Below are 15,880 nucleotides of genomic sequence, written 5' to 3' on the forward strand. Positions count from 1 at the left end.
AACTGGATATGAGAAACGATGTGTCAAAATGCCTGACCAATTCCGATGTAAAACTGCAGACCATCTCCGGTGTCGCCCTGAACGGGAAGGGCCAGATCCAGACGCAGGGGGCCAAAGCCGCCAAGGTCGTATCTGATCCCAAGCCCGGCGCCGGAATGGCTCTCTGCAGCGCTGCTGACAAAAGAGGACGTGTCTACAACACCATAATCATAAAACCCGACCAGCGATATTGTCTCGGTGATTTTGCCGCGAACTTCGCCAGATAGACCGAGGAAAGACTTGCCGCCAGCAACCTCATTGCCAACAGGGATGCCGAGGCTTTCATAGGGCTGACCGCGCACAGTGCCCGCACCGCCCGAAAAGAACAGGAAATCGGGTGTGACCCCGTCCAAGGCGGGTCCTACAATTGACCCAATCTGGACCCGTCCTGCCAGCACGAGACGACCTTGCGTCCGCAGACTGGTATAGGCACGCGCGTCCGCAAACATCCTGAGGCCTGTTTCTGTGTCGGACAGGCCGACAAATGGCATCACACGGGCATCCAGGTAATAGCCATTGGTGGCGCTGACCTTGCTGTCCCTTTCATCCCATTCTGATCGGAACGGCATGATAAAATAGCGGAACTTACGCCCGTCGCCATAGGCGTCATCTGCATCCGACCACTGAAACCCGGCGGATGCTTCGGCGTATAGGCGGTCTGAAAATGTGCGTCTTGCACCATAGGCCAGTGACGTCACCGTCACGTTGTAATTATCGGTGTTGCGACGTTCCAGAAGGGCGCTCCAGAACGTGCTGTCATCGGGGCCCAGCCGGTCAGGCTGATCCAGCCGCAGCCCGATGCGCCCGTCCAGATCCTCGGCCCCGCCAATATTGCGCAACGATGCCTCAAACCGCAGGCGTTGGGCGCGGCGGAACACGTTGCGATGCGTCCAGGTCGTCGACAGCTCCATCCCGTCGCGCGAGGCCACTTCCAAACCGAAGGTCAGGCGGCGTTTGGGCATGTCTTCAAGATAGACATCGAAATCCAGGGAGCCATCAGGGTTAGGAGTGTCGTGCTCTTCGATCGAGACAATATTAAACGTGCCGGTGCGGCGAAGCCGGGTTCCGACCTTTTGCACCTGCTGGGGGGAATACACCTCTCCGGTTGGGAAGCCGGCGATTTGTTCGACGGACCTGTGGCGAACATCGCTGTCGCCTTTGATGTACATTTTTCCAAAGCTCAGACGCGGTCCCGGGGCGAGGTCAATGCGGGAATCCAGCTTTGCCTGGGCGTGGCGGGCAATGACTTTCTGGCCGCTGACCTCGGCCTTGGCATGACCAGCGTCACGCCATCCCTGCACGCCTGCTGACGCGGCTTGCTGAATGGCGCCGGTGGTGGCCAGTTTGCCCGTCGCATAGTCTTCGGGAAGAACCGTTTCGGTCGCGATCGGCCGGACCACCGCCTGGCCAAATGTGAAGGTTGGGCCGGTTTTAACAGCAATCACGATTTTGTTGATCTGATTGGGCACGTTGAGTGAGCTGAGTTCCGCCGCCTCTTTCCCGTCCAGTTTAATGCTGACGACGGGACTGAAATAGCCTTCGTCATAAAGGATCTGAACAATGGTGGTATAGTCCGACAGGGCCGCTGACAAAAGTTCAAGCGGCGTGTCCAGCCCGCGGGATTCTGCGGTTGTCACCGATGCGGTATCTTCGATCCGTTCAACCAGCGCTTTCGGAGCGCCCGGTGCCGTGAGGACGGTTTCCAATGCGGCCAGCGACGTGGGTAATGTGGCGACGACTATTCCGAACAGACAATTTCTCACAAAGCTGCATTGTCTTATTCGCTGCATCTATTGGCTCCAGCTGCCCCAACTAGAAATTAATTTCGGCGCCTTTTCGGATGTGGCGGCCCCTTAAGGATAGTTAGAACATCTGTAATCGTGTAGGGGAAGCGTTTATCGTTTGGCCAAGAAAATTAGCGGAACAAGTGATGGCTCAGTGCCAGTTCAAAGGCCAGCATTGCGGAACCAGCGAATGATCGCCGCGCGATCTTCCGGTTCCATATAGGTGACATTTGCGGGTGGCATGGCGTGACTGACACCGGCCTGCAGGTAAATCTGTTTCGCATTGCGGGCGATGTCACCTTGGGTTTCCAGAAGAATGCCCTTTGGCGCCCACAGGATGCCGTCCCAAACCGGTTCGCGCGCATGGCACATGGAACAGCGCCCCAGAACGACATCATGTGCCTGTTCGAACCCGTCTGCTGCTGCGTATTTCTGTTCAAATGCGGTGAGCGGCTGCGCCTCGGCCTCCTCCAGAGGTTTGTACATAGGCGCCGTGGACAGCCACATGATGGCGATGAATAGCAGAGCGGTCACCAGCCAGGTCCAGGTCGGATCACCGGCGCGGGCGTGGCGTGTATTGAAGTAGTGACGGATTGTGACACCCATCAGAAATACCAGCGCCGCAATGATCCAGTTGTATTGGGTGGCAAAGGCCAGCGGGTAGTGGTTCGAAAGCATCAGGAAAACCACAGGCAAGGTCAGATAGTTGTTATGAGTCGAACGCAACTTGGCGATCTTGCCGTATTTCGGGTCCGGGGTTCGGCCATTCTTAAGGTCGTCTACGACGATGCGCTGGTTCGGCATGATGATGAAGAATACATTCGCTGTCATGATCGTGGCGGTGAATGCGCCCAGATGCAGCATCATCGCGCGCCCGGTGAATATCTGGTTGTACCCCCAGCCCATCACCACCAGTAGGACAAACAGCAGCACCATCAGTAATGTTGGGCGCTCACCCAGACCGGATTTGCATAGGAAGTCGTAGATAAGCCAGCCCATAGTCAACGAGGCAGCCGAGATCAGAATGCCCTGCCACAGCGCCAGATCGGCCTTTTGGGCATCAATCAGATAAAGCTCTCCACCAACCCAGTAGACGATCATCAACAGCGCAGCTCCGCTAAGCCAGGTGGCATAGCTTTCCCATTTGAACCAGGTCAGATGATCCGGCATCCGCTCGGGTGCGACGAGGTATTTCTGAATATGGTAAAAGCCGCCGCCATGTACCTGCCATTCTTCCCCGTCGGCGGGGCCGGGGATATCCCGATTCAGGCCAAGGTCCAGAGCGATGAAGTAAAAGGATGATCCGATCCAGGCGATAGCAGTGATTACGTGCAGCCAGCGCACAGCAAATGCCATCCAATCCCAGAACACGGCGAATTCAAACATGAGAGTTCTCTCCAGTAGGTTATCGTCACCCTAGGCAAACTGGCTTTTCTTCGGTATTCCCGTATATTGTCAAACTGTATCAAAAAAAACGATAAGATGTCCTATCTCGACAATATTCGCACCTTCGTTCGTGTCTATGATCTGGGCAGCATGTCTGCTGCCGGGAGGGATTTGCGTGTTTCACCGGCGGTGACTTCGGCGCGAATATCACAGCTTGAGGATCATTTGGGCGTGCGTCTGTTTCAGCGGACTACACGTAACCTCAGCCCGACCGAGCAGGGACGTGCGTTTTACCCCGGAGCGGTTGCGGTCCTGGATGCTGTAGATGAAGCCGAGGCGCAGGTTGTTCACCTGACCGAAGCTCCCCGCGGGTCACTATTCGTAGCCGCGCCTTTGGGCGTCGGGCGCAGGTTATTAGCCCCACATGTGCCGGATTTTCTCTCGGAATACCCCGAAATTGATGTGCGATTGCGCCTGACCGACAGGTCAGTGGACCTGACGACCGAAGGATTGGATCTGGCCTTTTTCATTGGTCAGCCCGAGGACAGCACCCTGCGTATTCGCAAGATCGCGGATTGCGCGCGGGTTCTGTGTGCCGCACCGGACTATGTAAAACGTAGGGGGATGCCGCAAAACGGAGCCGATCTTGTGTCCGACAAGCACGAGTGTCTTAACCTGCGGTATCCCGGTGCTGCAGAGTTTCAGTGGATGCTGGAAACTCCAGACGGGCCAAGACGTTATGCCGTGTCGGGCCGGTTTGAATGCGATGACGGAGATGTTTTGACCGATTGGGCGTTGTCAGGGCAGGGGATCGCGATGAAACCTGTGTTTGAGGCAGCGGAACATCTCAAGGCAGGACGTCTGGTGGTGGTTGCGAAGGAGACACCTCCTGTCTCTGTTCAGATGGCGTGTCTCTATACCCATCGACGTCACCAGGATCCCAAGGCGCGTTTGTTCATGGATTTCATGATCGCGCGAATTGGCAAGGTTGTTCAAAACTCGGAGATCAACGGTTAGCAAAGGCTCCCGGCCGCGCGTAGCTTTTCTCGAAGGGCTGTAACCGTCACTATCCGCGCCGCGCCCAACGGGTGCGGCGCCCAGCTCAACAGGAGGAGGCCCGGCAGGGGCGATCGACGGGCGGGAGGTTCGCCCGGTCAGTTAGCTGCCACGATACGTGGAGTAGCTGTATGGCGATAGCAAGAGCGGCACATGATAGTGGGCGTCTGCTTCAGACATACCAAACCTGATTGGAATCTCATCCAGGAACAGCGGTTCGTCATCCGCCTGGCCAGAGGCGCGCAGATAGTCACCCGCACTGAAAACAAGCTCGTATTCCCCGGTTTCAAAGTTTGCTTGCGGTAGTATTGGGCTGTCTGTTCGCCCGTCTGCATTGGTCAGCATCTCAGCCAGTTTGTGGCGTCCGTCCTGGGTAATCGCGTACAGAGCAATTTTCAGCCCCTCTGCGGGACAGCCTTTGGCGGTGTCCAGAACATGGGTTGTCAGGTATCCTGCCACGCGTTTCTCCTCATATTCCGATCACCGCAACGAGTGGCTGTTGAAAACCGCAAACTGCAATCGAGCATTGATTGACGCAGTCTGGGGCGAAACCCGAGACTTTGGGAATGCCGAAAGAAAAGGAAACAGCGTTCGGATTGATTTGATAATACTGCATCCAATTCTGCGGTAAAGCGTAGGTAGTGTAACACAACTGAGACGGAACATTCATGCAGCCCCCTCGCTATCCCCGTGACATGATCGGATACGGAGCCAACCCGCCAAACGCCCAGTGGCCTGGCGGAGCAAATCTGGCCGTTCAGATTGTGCTGAACTACGAAGAGGGTGGCGAGAACTGCGTGCTTCACGGTGATGCCGCGTCCGAGGCCTTTCTGTCCGAGATTGTCGGCGCAGCGCAATGGCCAGACCAGCGTCATTGGAACATGGAATCGATCTATGAATATGGGTCGCGGGCAGGGTTCTGGCGTCTGCACCGCTTGATGAAGGACTTGCCCATAACCGTTTACGGTGTTGCGTCGGCGCTGGCACGGTCGCCCGATCAGGTTGCCGCCATGAAAGACGCAGGTTGGGAGATCGCAAGTCACGGCCTGAAATGGGTCGAACACAAGGATATGTCCGAGGCGGAAGAGCGCGCTCAAATAGAAGAGGCCATCCGCCTGCATACCGAGGTCGTGGGGGAACGTCCCTATGGTTGGTATACCGGCCGGTGTTCCGAGAACACCGTGCGTCTGGTGGCCGAAGAGGGGGGCTTTGCCTATGTGGCGGACACCTATGCGGATGATCTGCCCTATTGGATGCAGGCCTCTGGCCGGGACCAGTTGATCGTACCATATACTCTCGATTGTAACGATATGCGCTTTGCAACGCCGCAAGGTTTCAATTCGGGCGATCAGTTCTATTCCTATCTCAAAGACAGTTTCGACGCGCTTTATTCCGAGGGTGAAGCCGGTGCGCCCAAGATGATGTCGATCGGTTTGCATTGCCGCTTGATCGGTCGTCCAGGTCGGGTCATGGCGCTGAAACGGTTTCTGGATTATGCGCGTGGGCACTCGGATGTCTGGTTCGCGACCCGTCTGCAGATCGCCCAGCATTGGGCAGCGCAGCACCCGCCTGTATCAGGTCCAAAGCCGTCAGAAATGGCGCGGGACGCTTTCGTAGCCGCTTATGGCGGGATCTTTGAACATTCGGCGTGGATTGCAGAGCGCGCCCATGGGCTGGAACTCGGCGCGGCTCACGATACTGCCGGCGGGTTGCACAACGCACTGACGCGCATGTTCCGTTCGGCCTCTGATGAGGAGCGGTTGGGCGTGCTGACCGCGCACCCGGATCTGGCAGGCAAGCTGGCACAGGCCAAGCGACTGACGCAGGAAAGCACGGCGGAACAATCCTCGGCGGGGCTGGATGCGTTGACGGATGCCGAACGCGATGCCTTCACCGATCTGAATAGGCGCTACACCGACAAGTTCGGATTTCCCTTCATTATCGCTGTGCGCGATCATGACAAAGCCTCTATCCAGCAGGCGTTTCAGCGGCGGATAGATCAGGACCGGGACACAGAATTCGCCGAGGCCTGCCGACAGGTCGAGCGTATTGCCGAATTCCGCCTGAGGGATGTGCTGCCTTCATGAAACAGATCCGGACTGTTCCTTTAACGCCTGACGCTTTTGCCCCGTTCGGAGATGTGATCGAGGCATCGGGCGACCCGGACAAGATCATCAACCAGGGCCAGTGCGGGCGTTTTCATGACCGGGCGGCCCTTGATTTCGCGGGCGGCCGCGCCGGGATCAGCCTGTTCAACGCCAACCCCCGAACCCTGCCGTACCAGTTGGATATGGTTGAACGGCATCCTGATGGCAGTCAGGCCTTTGTGCCCATGACCCATCAACCCTTTCTGGTCATTGTTGCACCAGATGTTGACGGGCAGCCGGGCGAGCCGTGTGCCTTTGTCACCCGGCCCGGTCAGGCGGTGAATTATTATCGTGGGACTTGGCACGGCGTTTTGACACCGTTGCATGGCCCTGGATTGTTCGCCGTTGTTGATCGGATCGGCGATGGGCCCAACCTGGAAGAATACTGGTTCGATACCCCTTATCAGGTGGTGTCGTAGCCAAATGAAGCCGCAGCATAAGCGGTAAGACCCCCGTGAATCTGACAGAGAGGACAGTAACTCATGGCTGACACTTCAATAGGGACACCCGAACAACTTCGGGATCCAAATTATACCCCGGCGCTGCACAAGGCAGTTCCGCTGGGCATTCAACATGTTCTGGCGATGTTCGTTTCGAACGTGACGCCTGCGATCATAGTTGCAGGGGCCGCCGGGTTCGGGTTCGGTTCGAACTCCCCCGATTTTCCCGAACTGCTGTACTTGATCCAGATGTCGATGCTGTTTGCCGGCGTCGCGACCTTGCTGCAAACGGTGACGATTGGCCCGGTAGGAGCGGCTTTGCCTATTGTTCAGGGCACCAGCTTTGCCTTTCTGCCGATCATGATCCCGCTGGTTGCCGGCAAAGGCGTCGATGGTCTGGCCGCATTGTTTGGCGGTGTCATTATCGGTGGGGTGTTCCATGCCCTGCTGGGCACGGTGATTGGCAAAATCCGTTTTGCCTTGCCACCTCTGGTCACAGGCCTTGTGGTGACGATGATTGGTCTGGCGTTGGTCAAGGTCGGCATTCAATACGCCGCCGGTGGGGTTCCGGCCATTGGAACGCCTGAATACGGCTCGGCGCTGAACTGGTCGGCTGCTTTGGTCGTGGTTGTGGTAACGCTGGGGCTGAAGTTCTTTACGCGCGGAATGCTTTCGGTTTCTGCCGTTCTGATTGGTCTTGCGGTTGGGTATGTCTATGCCCTGATGGTTGGCATGATCACTTTTGAGGCAATCGGAACAAGCTGGAGCCGCGCTGCAACTTTCGCCCTGCCTGTGCCCTTCAAGTATGGGTTCGAGTTCTCATTCGCCGCCATAATCGGGTTCTGTCTGATGGCCTTTGTTTCGGCAGTTGAGACGGTGGGGGATGTGTCGGGTGTGACCAAAGGCGGAGCCGGGCGCGAAGCCACGGACAAGGAAATCACCGGTGCAACCTATGCTGACGGCTTCGGCTCGGCCCTGGCGGGCGTGTTCGGCGGCTTACCCAACACGTCATTCAGCCAGAATGTCGGGCTGATCGCAATGACCGGCGTCATGAGCCGAAATGTTGTCACCATCGGCGCCTTGTTTCTGATCCTGTGCGGCCTGGTGCCCAAGGTTGGCGCGATCATCCGCACCGTTCCGATCGAAGTACTGGGCGGTGGCGTCATCGTCATGTTCGGGATGGTTGTCGCCGCGGGTGTTTCGATGTTGTCCGATGTGGATTGGAATCGGCGCAACATGGTGATCTTTGCCATCGCTCTGTCAATCGGCTTCGGTCTGCAGCTTGAGCCGGGCGCGGTGCAACATCTTCCCGATACTCTGGGCATCCTGATGAAAAGCGGGCTGCTGCCTGCGGCTTTGATTGCCATCGTGCTGAACCTGATCCTGCCGGATGAGTTGGCGGATGAGGCAACCGAAGAGGTCTCGGGCGGCATGTCGGGGCACGGGTCGGGCAGCCTTCCCGGCAAGTAACGGAAAGAAAACCGGCGGATCGCGTTAGGTCGCGATCCGCCTATGTGTCGGCCATCAAACGAGCGACATCCAGCATGCGGGCTGAAAACCCCCATTCATTGTCATACCAGCCAAAAACACGAACCTGAGTTTCCCCGATCTGCCGGGTTTCTGGCCCTGCAATGATCAGAGATTCCGGCCGCGTCCGCAAATCGGATGACACCAGCGGCTCATCCGTCCAACCCAGAACGGGAGACTCTGCAACGGCTGCACGCAGGGCGGTTTCAAAACCCTCGGCACTCATCCCGCGTTCCAATGTCACGATCAGATCGATTGCCGAGACGCTTGCGGTCGGCACCCTGACTGCCGCGCCCGAGATGCGCCCGGCCAGATGGGGCAGGACTTCGTCTATCAAGTGCATAGCGCTGGTGGTGGTCGGGACCATCGACAGCGCTCCGGCGCGTGACCGTGCCAGATCACCACGCGGAGCGTCGATCATCGGTTGGCTGTTGGTGTAGCAGTGGATGGTGGTCATATGGCCCGACGCGACACCAGCGATCCCGTCCAGAACCTTGACCAGCGGAGCCAGCCCGTTGGTGGTGCAAGAGGCATTTGACACGATCCGCGCATTGCCCAGCTGATCCTCATTTGCACCCAGAACGATTGTGGCCTCGGTCGCGGGCGAGGGGCCGGAAATCAGTACTTTCCTTGCCCCTGCGGTCAGGCCCTGACTGGCAACATCCGATGTCCGGGCAACGCCGGTGCAGTCCATCAGGACATCTACACCGGACAGATCAACCCGGCTGAGGTTGGGGCTGTGTGTAACAGGAATAGCGTGCCCATCGACAACCAGTTGCGCAGTTCCCTGTTCCACTTTGCCCGGATAGGGCCCAAAAGTGCTGTCGTACTTGAACAGATAGGCGCAGGTCTCTAGCGGTGCGATGTCGTTGATCAGCACCAGTTCGATGTCGTGACCGAGCGGCATGGCCAGAAGCTGCCGCAAAATCGTGCGGCCGATGCGGCCGAATCCGTTAATTGCGAGTTTCATGTGCAAGCTATGGCAGGGGCTTGAATTAACCTCAATGCCAGTTTCCTGTCCGGGTCAGTTACAGCTGACCTGTGAAAAGAATTGGCCCGAGATGTTCTGGTACATGCTGGCCACAATCGGCTTGCACCCGGTTGCCTGCTGAATAGCCGCGATGGCCTGAACAGTGCGCAGCCGGGGCGGGGGGCCGAATGGGTTGAGATTGTTGTTATCACGTGTGGCACGGTATACGACCGGAGCTTCCGAAACCTGGGTAATGGCCCAGGTGCGGCTCATGACGTTGACGGTATTCGTCTCTTTGGCGGTTGCAGGGTTCACATCCAGGGCCGTCAGGCCGATTGCAGCCGCCAGTGCCAGCGTTACATTGCGCAGTGCCATCGTACAATCTCCTGAACTAAAACCGTTTGTTATTCCATCAGATTACCGCGCTTACCGAGTTCCGCCAAGGCCGAATTTATCCTAGCGCCCGCCTGGTGAAAGAGGCATCTGGCGGTTCACATCTTTGTACAGCAGATACCGGAACCGCCCGGGACCGCCCGCATAGCACGCCTGAGGGCAAAAGGCGCGCAGCCACATAAAGTCTCCGGCTTCGACCTCGACCCAGTCCTGATTCAGCCGGTAAACGGCTTTGCCTTCCAGCACATACAGCCCGTGTTCCATGACATGGGTTTCGGCAAACGGGATCACGCCACCCGGTTCGAAAGTCACGATGTTCACATGCATATCGTGGCGCAGGTCCTGCGGATCCGCGAAACGTGTTGTGGCCCAGCGACCCTCGGTACCCGGCATTTCGATCGGGGCGACCTCTTGCTCATTGGTGATGATCGGGTCCGGCTTGGGCAGGCCGGGCACTGCCTCATAAGCCTTTCGAACCCAATGAAACCGCGCTGGCTGCTCCGTATGGTTGCGCAACGCCCATTTGGAACCAGCGGGGATATAGGCATATCCACCAGTTTCCAAAACGTGAACACTTCCCTCAAGCGTCAATGTGACCGCCCCTTCGACAACGAACAACACCGCCTGCGCTGCGGGGTCCGTTTCGGGCGTATCGCTACCGCCACCGGGTTGGACCTCCATGATGTATTGCGAAAAGGTTTCGGCGAACCCGCTAAGGGGGCGTGCCAAAACCCACAGGCGGGTGTTTTCCCAGAAGGGCAAATAGCTGGTGACGATGTCGCGCATCGTACCCTTGGGTATAACGGCATAGGCCTCGGTGAACATGGCGCGATCTGTTAACAGGGTGTCCTGTCCGGGGTGTCCGCCATGGGGCGCATAATAAGTCGGGTGTGCCATCAAATGCCTCTGGTTCGTGTTTCGTGCACTATGCGAGGGACGCTCGGCATGGCCTAGCGTCAGAGTTGCAATAGGTTTCTTCGGGATAATTTGAAGGTTGCAGACTAGGGCTTGGCCCTGTGCCTTCCCGGGTATATCCTTGAATGTAAATTGGTTGCAGAATTGCGAGGCGGTATGAGAATTTGGGGATCACTATTAGTTGCAGGTGTTCTGGTGCTGAGCATTGGTGTTGCCGGCAGCGCGAAACCGCTGTCTCGCATCATCGCAGAGTCGGGGTTGAGCCCGGATGATTTCACATTGCTGAGTGCAACCACAGACACCATGCTGGACAGTGGTGTGCCGCAGGTTGGTGCCGAAAGTGAATGGATCAGCACCGAGACCGGGGCCAAGGGCACCGTCCGTGTGCGCGAGGTCCGCGATAATTGCGTGCATCTGCAGCATTTTATCCGACCTCCGAGTGCCGAGCAGACCCGTGAGATCAGAACCCGCAGGTGCCAGGATGCCAATGGTAACTGGATTTTCACACCCTAATTGGGTTGCTATACCCGCGCGCGACGCAGGTTATTGACGGCTATTCGGTCGCCAGTCTCCGGTTACTGCACTCGATTAATCTCATATGGGGTTGGGTGACGTCCCGTCACCCAACTGGACATCATGACGGTGGCTAAGTCATTCTCGGCCCAAAGGTAATGCCCGCGTGTCGGGGCGGAGGAGAAAACTCATGAACATGTCATTCGGCCTGCGCGAGGAAAACCGCGAATTGCTGACCCGCGTAACAGAGATGATCCGAAATGAAGTCATGCCGCTGGAAGAAGAGTTCCATGCTGAAATCAACAAAGGTGACCGCTGGCAATATACCGACCGGCAGGCGGATATCCTTGAAGGGTTGAAGGCCAAGGCCAAGGCGGCGGGATTGTGGAACTTCTGGCTGACCGACAGTGAAAAAGGGCTGGGTTTGACAACTGTGGAATACGCCTTTTTTGCTGAAGAAATGGGTAAGACCCCGCTGGGTGCCGAAATCTTCAACTGTTCGGCCCCAGATACGGGCAACATGGAAGTATTCGAGCGGTACGGGTCCGAAAAGATGAAGCAAGAGTGGCTCAAGCCGCTGCTCGATGGGCAAATCCGTTCGGCCTATCTGATGACCGAACCGGATGTCGCCTCGTCAGATGCCACCAATGTTTCGATGTCCTGTGTGCTGGACGGCGAATCCTACGTTCTGAATGGCGAGAAATGGTGGGCCTCAGGCGCCGGTGATCCGCGGTGCAAGGTCTATATCGTCATGGTCCGGACTGGCGGTGATGACCTGCCTGTTCACAAACGCCAGTCGATGATCGTGGTGCCGGCGGGAACGCCCGGGATCGAGGTGCTGCGCCCGATGGAAGTCTACGGCCATGATGATGCGCCGCACGGGCATATGCATATTCGCTTTACCAATGTCCGGGTGCCTGCCGAGAATATCCTGCTGGGCGAAGGGCGCGGGTTCGAGATCGCTCAGGGTCGATTGGGGCCGGGACGTATTCACCACTGTATGCGCGCTATTGGGCAAGCAGAGATGGCCCTGGACCAGATGTGCAAACGTTCGCTGCAACGCGAAGCATTTGGCAAGAAGCTGGCGCAGCTTGGGGCGAATTTCGATATCATAGCCGAATGCCGGATGGAGATCGAAATGGCCCGGCTACTTTGCCTCAAGGCTGCTTGGTACATGGATCAGGGCGATGCGCGCGCGGCGGCCCCGTGGATCAGCCAGATCAAGGTCGTGGCCCCGCGGGTCGCATTGAAGGTGATTGATGAGGCGGTGCAGATGTATGGCGGGCAAGGGGTAAGTCAGGACACGCCGCTGGCGACCGCGTGGACGCATGTGCGGACCCTGCGGCTGGCCGATGGGCCGGACGCGGTGCATCGTCGTCAGGTCGCACGGACCGAGCTGAAAAAGCATACACAGGAAAAGGTCTGAGGTCCCAAGTGGTCTTGAAATCTGACATGTCCAGGTTGCCTTATTTCAGACTTCGCGCGGATGGGGATTTTGTCGGCAATGATCCGGCGCGGGGCCCGTGGTCTGCCGAACATTGCCATGCTGGTCCGGTCAGCGGTCTGATCGTGCGCGCCGCGGAATCTGAAATTGGTCCCGGTAAGATGCTGACCCGGCTGACGGTCGATCTGCTGCGCCCGCTGCCCCTGTCCGGGTTGCGGGTTGCGGCCGAGACGACGCGGCACACCAGAACGCTAGCGACCACTCGGGTTACTGTGCACGATCTGGACAACACTTTATGCGCCGTAGCCACAACTATGCACCTTGCCCGCCGCGACCTTGGCCAGGTTCCCAATGTCGCTCTCTCATCTCCGCAACTGGCGGACACGGTGGACGGCCCATTTCCCATCGGCGAAATTCGGCACGATCTTCCGGGGTTCGCGACCTATTCCGATGTCCTCTATCCCAAGGGTGGAAATCAGGGCGTCGGTCCCAAAACGATCTGGATGCGCACGCCTCCGTTGCTTGGGGACGAGGTGCAATCTCCGATTCAGGCGCTGTGTCCACTGGCTGATTGCGGCAATGGCATTTCGTGGAATGCCCCAACAACCGAGATGGGGTTCATGAATACCGATCTGACGGTTCAGGTGCACCGCGAGCCGGTCTCGGATTGGCTGGCCTCCGAGTCTGTCTGCCATTGGCAGCCCTCGGGTATCGGCATGTCGCAATCGGTTTTGTATGACACCGAAGGGCCGGTTGGAACAGCCCTGCAGACCCTTGTGTTGTTCCCACCTGCCTGAGCCATCGGCCAGCTTCTGCGCGCCCGGCCCAAATGGGATTGCCGGGCGCAGGCCGACACCCTATCTTTCGCCCATGCGCTGGCTTGTGACCCTAGTGACCTGCTGTTTGCCGATCCCGGCGATGACGCACCCGCATGTCTTTATCGACACGGGGCTGGAATTCATCGTGGACGCTTCCGGGAAACTGACCCATGTCCGTGTGACCTGGGCCTATGACGAGTTCTACTCATTGCTTGTCCTTGAAGACATGAAGCTGGATCAGGATGGCGATGGTCTCCTCAGCGAAGGCGAACAGGATTTCCTGTCCGGGTTCGATGCGCAGTGGGATCAGGGCTATAACGGTGATCTGGTCGTTTGGTCCGGGTCTGAGGTGCTGCTGCTTTCCGGCCCGCTGGAGCCGAAAGCTCTGATGGAGGATGGTCGCATCGTGACCTCGCATCTGCGCAGTGTCGAAGGGGGGCCTGTACCGGCCACGTCATTAACGGCCAAGGCCTTTGATGAGACCTATTATACCGCCTATGACCTGACACGCCCGGTGACGGTTTCGGGCGGTAAAACCTGCCAGATCAACCGGGTTGAGCCGGATATCGACGGACAGCTTGCCCAAATGCAGGCGTTTCTGCTGACGCTGGATGCCAATTACGACCTTGAGGAAAATGACATCCCGATGGTGGGCGAAAACTTTGCAACCGAGATCCGTATTTCATGTCCAAATACCTAATTGTCCCGTTTGTTCTGGCGGTCGGAGTTCTGCTCTGGTTCTGGTTCAGCGGCGGGTTTGACCAACTTGCGGCATGGGCTGCCGGTGAACAGCGTGCATTTCAGAACCAGATTGCGCGGTCTCTGCGCGCTGCCCGCGCCGAACAACCTCAGGCGGTCATGACTTTGTTGACGGTGTGCTTCGCTTACGGGTTCTTCCACGCCATCGGTCCTGGGCATGGCAAAGTCCTGATCGGTGGCTATGGGCTTGGTCGGCGTGTGGCGTTCTGGCGGCTTTCAGCGATCAGTGTGTTGTCCAGCCTTGGACAGGCCGTAACCGCGATTGTTCTGGTCTATGCCGGTGTGCTGGTGTTCCAGATGTCTCGGGAAAGACTGGTCGACACAACGGAGCAAATCATGGCCCCAGTCAGCTATGGGGCGATCACTGCGATCGGGCTTTGGCTAGTGTTTCGCGCCTTGCGGAGCTTTGCCAAACGCAGCCGGGATCACGGCGCAGATCATCATCACCATGATCACGAAACCTGTTCGGATTGCGGCCACCGGCATGGTCCGTCTGCGGATGAGGTGGCGCAGGTCGGTAGCCTGCGCGAGGCGGCGTTGCTGATCGCTGGAATCGCCGCACGCCCCTGTACCGGGGCGCTGTTTGTGTTGATCCTGACCTGGCAGATGGGCATCGCCATCGTTGGCATCGCCGGGGCGTTCTGCATGGCGCTGGGCACTGCGACTGTCACCACTCTGGTAGGGTGGACCTCATTCGGTCTGCGCGGGGGGATGCTGGCCTCGGCCTCAGCGACGCGGTTTGCACAGGTGCTGGCCCCAACCATCGAGCTGGTCGCTGGGTTGTTGATAGCGGTGATAGCTGGCGGGTTGTTGCTGAGCGCGCTTTAGTCGAACACCGGGTTCGGATAGCCGACCCGCGCAAGATACAGCCCCTGTGGCGGGCAAACCGGCCCGCAGGCGGCACGATCCTCAGCTTGCAGCGCGTCGCGCACATCTTCGGGCGTCCAAGACCCGGCGCCGACACGTTCCAGCGTGCCAACAAAGCTTCGCACCTGATTGTGCAGGAACGAACGTGCCCGGACGTGGAAATGAACCTCGGGACCTGAAAAGCCCTGCACCTGTTCCACACGCAACTCATCCAGCGTCTTGACCGGGCTGGTCGCCTGACAGATCGTGGACCGGAACGTGGTGAAATCATGCCGTCCGATCAGCATGTCCGCCGCAGCCTGCATCGCATCAATATCCAACGGGTGACTAACTTGCCAAACCTGCCCCGCGTCATGGGTTGCAGGCGCGCGGCGCATCAGGATGCGAAACAGATATTGCCGTTCAAGCGCCGAGAACCGCGCATGCCAGTCATCGTCCACCCGTGCGGCTTTCACGATGGCCACTGGTTGCGGCTTGAGGTGATAGTTCAGCGCTTCGGACAGTCGGAAAGGGTCCCATTCCTTGATCAGGTCGCAATGGGCGACCTGTCCTAGCGCGTGGACACCGGCATCGGTGCGACCCGCCGCAGCGATCGTGTGGTCCCCGGGTTGTATCCGCGACAATGCCTCTTCGATCGCCCCCTGAACCGAGGGCTGATCTTTCTGCCTCTGCCACCCGGCAAACGGCTTTCCGTGATATTCGACTTTCAACGCGTATCTGGGCATGGGCTGCTGGTACCGTGCTGCGCGACGGCGGGCAAGGGGCCGGAAAGCGCTGGCATGTCGGACGGTGGCTACCTATCTTGAGCGAAACGATAAAAGC

The 15,880-nt window shown here is 58.1% G+C and carries 16 protein-coding genes; 9 read left to right on the forward strand and 7 right to left on the reverse strand.

Annotated features, from left to right (window positions below):
• Positions 1 to 23 precede the first annotated feature (23 nt).
• Together AC2FJ5_RS08680 and AC2FJ5_RS08685 are read right to left on the reverse strand one after the other, a co-directional pair.
• A complete protein-coding gene (locus tag AC2FJ5_RS08680) occupies positions 24 to 1,829 on the reverse strand; it encodes an autotransporter assembly complex protein TamA (RefSeq protein ID WP_496692313.1) in 1,806 nt (601 codons plus the stop codon).
• 156 nt (positions 1,830 to 1,985) lie between these two features.
• Positions 1,986 to 3,209 (reverse strand): urate hydroxylase PuuD, encoded by a 1,224-nt coding sequence (locus AC2FJ5_RS08685; protein WP_496692314.1) that lies wholly within the window; start codon positions 3,207 to 3,209, stop codon positions 1,986 to 1,988.
• A 96-nt stretch (positions 3,210 to 3,305) separates the two neighbouring features.
• Here AC2FJ5_RS08685 and AC2FJ5_RS08690 point away from each other — a divergent pair, with 96 nt between their 5' ends.
• Positions 3,306 to 4,226, forward strand: a complete 921-nt coding sequence (locus AC2FJ5_RS08690) for a LysR family transcriptional regulator (RefSeq protein WP_496793106.1) — start codon at positions 3,306 to 3,308, stop codon at positions 4,224 to 4,226.
• Between the two features lie 141 nt (positions 4,227 to 4,367).
• Here AC2FJ5_RS08690 and uraH read toward each other — a convergent pair whose 3' ends face one another.
• The gene (uraH, locus tag AC2FJ5_RS08695) at positions 4,368 to 4,724 is read right to left on the reverse strand and encodes a hydroxyisourate hydrolase (protein ID WP_142640109.1); all 357 of its coding nucleotides are present in this window, start codon (positions 4,722 to 4,724) and stop codon (positions 4,368 to 4,370) included.
• Positions 4,725 to 4,933: 209 nt separating this feature from the next.
• Between uraH and puuE the strand changes: the two genes are divergently transcribed.
• From puuE to AC2FJ5_RS08710, 3 genes are all read left to right on the forward strand, one after another.
• Positions 4,934 to 6,352, forward strand: coding sequence for an allantoinase PuuE (puuE, locus tag AC2FJ5_RS08700; protein WP_496793107.1), 1,419 nt, complete (start codon positions 4,934 to 4,936; stop codon positions 6,350 to 6,352).
• Positions 6,349 to 6,831 (forward strand): ureidoglycolate lyase, encoded by a 483-nt coding sequence (locus tag AC2FJ5_RS08705; RefSeq protein WP_496793109.1) that lies wholly within the window; start codon positions 6,349 to 6,351, stop codon positions 6,829 to 6,831. The genes puuE and AC2FJ5_RS08705 overlap by 4 nt, the downstream gene beginning before the upstream one ends.
• Before the next feature lie 63 nt (positions 6,832 to 6,894).
• The gene (locus AC2FJ5_RS08710) at positions 6,895 to 8,322 is read left to right on the forward strand and encodes a nucleobase:cation symporter-2 family protein (RefSeq protein ID WP_142640116.1); all 1,428 of its coding nucleotides are present in this window, start codon (positions 6,895 to 6,897) and stop codon (positions 8,320 to 8,322) included.
• Between the two features lie 40 nt (positions 8,323 to 8,362).
• On the opposite strand, the gene AC2FJ5_RS08715 is transcribed toward AC2FJ5_RS08710, so the two are convergent.
• From AC2FJ5_RS08715 to AC2FJ5_RS08725, 3 genes are all read right to left on the reverse strand, one after another.
• Positions 8,363 to 9,349 (reverse strand): type I glyceraldehyde-3-phosphate dehydrogenase, encoded by a 987-nt coding sequence (locus AC2FJ5_RS08715; RefSeq protein ID WP_496793110.1) that lies wholly within the window; start codon positions 9,347 to 9,349, stop codon positions 8,363 to 8,365.
• Between the two features lie 54 nt (positions 9,350 to 9,403).
• Positions 9,404 to 9,724 (reverse strand): hypothetical protein, encoded by a 321-nt coding sequence (locus AC2FJ5_RS08720; protein ID WP_496705397.1) that lies wholly within the window; start codon positions 9,722 to 9,724, stop codon positions 9,404 to 9,406.
• An 81-nt stretch (positions 9,725 to 9,805) separates the two neighbouring features.
• Positions 9,806 to 10,639: a bifunctional allantoicase/(S)-ureidoglycine aminohydrolase gene (locus tag AC2FJ5_RS08725; RefSeq protein WP_496692319.1), complete on the reverse strand. Its 834-nt coding sequence runs from the start codon at positions 10,637 to 10,639 to the stop codon at positions 9,806 to 9,808.
• Positions 10,640 to 10,813: 174 nt separating this feature from the next.
• On the opposite strand from AC2FJ5_RS08725, the gene AC2FJ5_RS08730 reads away from it, so the two are divergent.
• The 5 genes from AC2FJ5_RS08730 to AC2FJ5_RS08750 all read left to right on the forward strand — a co-directional run bounded on the left by AC2FJ5_RS08730 (position 10,814) and on the right by AC2FJ5_RS08750 (position 15,019).
• Positions 10,814 to 11,170 (forward strand): hypothetical protein, encoded by a 357-nt coding sequence (locus AC2FJ5_RS08730; protein ID WP_496692320.1) that lies wholly within the window; start codon positions 10,814 to 10,816, stop codon positions 11,168 to 11,170.
• Positions 11,171 to 11,360: 190 nt separating this feature from the next.
• Positions 11,361 to 12,596 (forward strand): acyl-CoA dehydrogenase family protein, encoded by a 1,236-nt coding sequence (locus AC2FJ5_RS08735; protein WP_496793111.1) that lies wholly within the window; start codon positions 11,361 to 11,363, stop codon positions 12,594 to 12,596.
• A 26-nt stretch (positions 12,597 to 12,622) separates the two neighbouring features.
• A complete protein-coding gene (locus AC2FJ5_RS08740; RefSeq protein WP_496793112.1) occupies positions 12,623 to 13,411 on the forward strand; it encodes a thioesterase family protein in 789 nt (262 codons plus the stop codon).
• Between the two features lie 73 nt (positions 13,412 to 13,484).
• Positions 13,485 to 14,132, forward strand: a complete 648-nt coding sequence (locus tag AC2FJ5_RS08745) for a DUF1007 family protein (protein ID WP_496793113.1) — start codon at positions 13,485 to 13,487, stop codon at positions 14,130 to 14,132.
• On the forward strand, positions 14,117 to 15,019 hold the full coding sequence (locus tag AC2FJ5_RS08750) for a nickel/cobalt transporter (RefSeq protein WP_496709654.1): 903 nt from the start codon (positions 14,117 to 14,119) through the stop codon (positions 15,017 to 15,019). Before AC2FJ5_RS08745 ends, AC2FJ5_RS08750 begins: the two co-directional genes overlap by 16 nt.
• Here the strand turns inward: AC2FJ5_RS08750 and truA are convergent.
• Positions 15,016 to 15,783: a tRNA pseudouridine(38-40) synthase TruA gene (truA, locus tag AC2FJ5_RS08755; protein WP_496701071.1), complete on the reverse strand. Its 768-nt coding sequence runs from the start codon at positions 15,781 to 15,783 to the stop codon at positions 15,016 to 15,018. The two genes, AC2FJ5_RS08750 and truA, sit on opposite strands and share 4 nt — an antisense overlap.
• Positions 15,784 to 15,880: the final 97 nt, after the last annotated feature.

Source organism: Ruegeria sp. CDSA221 (genome assembly GCF_059611825.1).

Excerpts from the sequence above, each read along its gene's own strand:
- AC2FJ5_RS08680 (WP_496692313.1), bottom strand. The coding sequence starts at position 1,829 with ATGCAGCGAATAAGACAATGCAGCTTTGTGAGAAATTGTCTGTTCGGA.
- AC2FJ5_RS08685 (WP_496692314.1), bottom strand. The coding sequence starts at position 3,209 with ATGTTTGAATTCGCCGTGTTCTGGGATTGGATGGCATTTGCTGTGCGC.
- AC2FJ5_RS08690 (WP_496793106.1), top strand. The coding sequence starts at position 3,306 with ATGTCCTATCTCGACAATATTCGCACCTTCGTTCGTGTCTATGATCTG.
- puuE (WP_496793107.1), top strand. The coding sequence starts at position 4,934 with ATGCAGCCCCCTCGCTATCCCCGTGACATGATCGGATACGGAGCCAAC.
- AC2FJ5_RS08705 (WP_496793109.1), top strand. The coding sequence starts at position 6,349 with ATGAAACAGATCCGGACTGTTCCTTTAACGCCTGACGCTTTTGCCCCG.
- AC2FJ5_RS08710 (WP_142640116.1), top strand. The coding sequence starts at position 6,895 with ATGGCTGACACTTCAATAGGGACACCCGAACAACTTCGGGATCCAAAT.
- AC2FJ5_RS08715 (WP_496793110.1), bottom strand. The coding sequence starts at position 9,349 with ATGAAACTCGCAATTAACGGATTCGGCCGCATCGGCCGCACGATTTTG.
- AC2FJ5_RS08720 (WP_496705397.1), bottom strand. The coding sequence starts at position 9,724 with ATGGCACTGCGCAATGTAACGCTGGCACTGGCGGCTGCAATCGGCCTG.
- AC2FJ5_RS08725 (WP_496692319.1), bottom strand. The coding sequence starts at position 10,639 with ATGGCACACCCGACTTATTATGCGCCCCATGGCGGACACCCCGGACAG.
- AC2FJ5_RS08730 (WP_496692320.1), top strand. The coding sequence starts at position 10,814 with ATGAGAATTTGGGGATCACTATTAGTTGCAGGTGTTCTGGTGCTGAGC.
- AC2FJ5_RS08735 (WP_496793111.1), top strand. The coding sequence starts at position 11,361 with ATGAACATGTCATTCGGCCTGCGCGAGGAAAACCGCGAATTGCTGACC.
- AC2FJ5_RS08740 (WP_496793112.1), top strand. The coding sequence starts at position 12,623 with ATGTCCAGGTTGCCTTATTTCAGACTTCGCGCGGATGGGGATTTTGTC.
- AC2FJ5_RS08745 (WP_496793113.1), top strand. The coding sequence starts at position 13,485 with ATGCGCTGGCTTGTGACCCTAGTGACCTGCTGTTTGCCGATCCCGGCG.
- AC2FJ5_RS08750 (WP_496709654.1), top strand. The coding sequence starts at position 14,117 with ATGTCCAAATACCTAATTGTCCCGTTTGTTCTGGCGGTCGGAGTTCTG.
- truA (WP_496701071.1), bottom strand. The coding sequence starts at position 15,783 with ATGCCCAGATACGCGTTGAAAGTCGAATATCACGGAAAGCCGTTTGCC.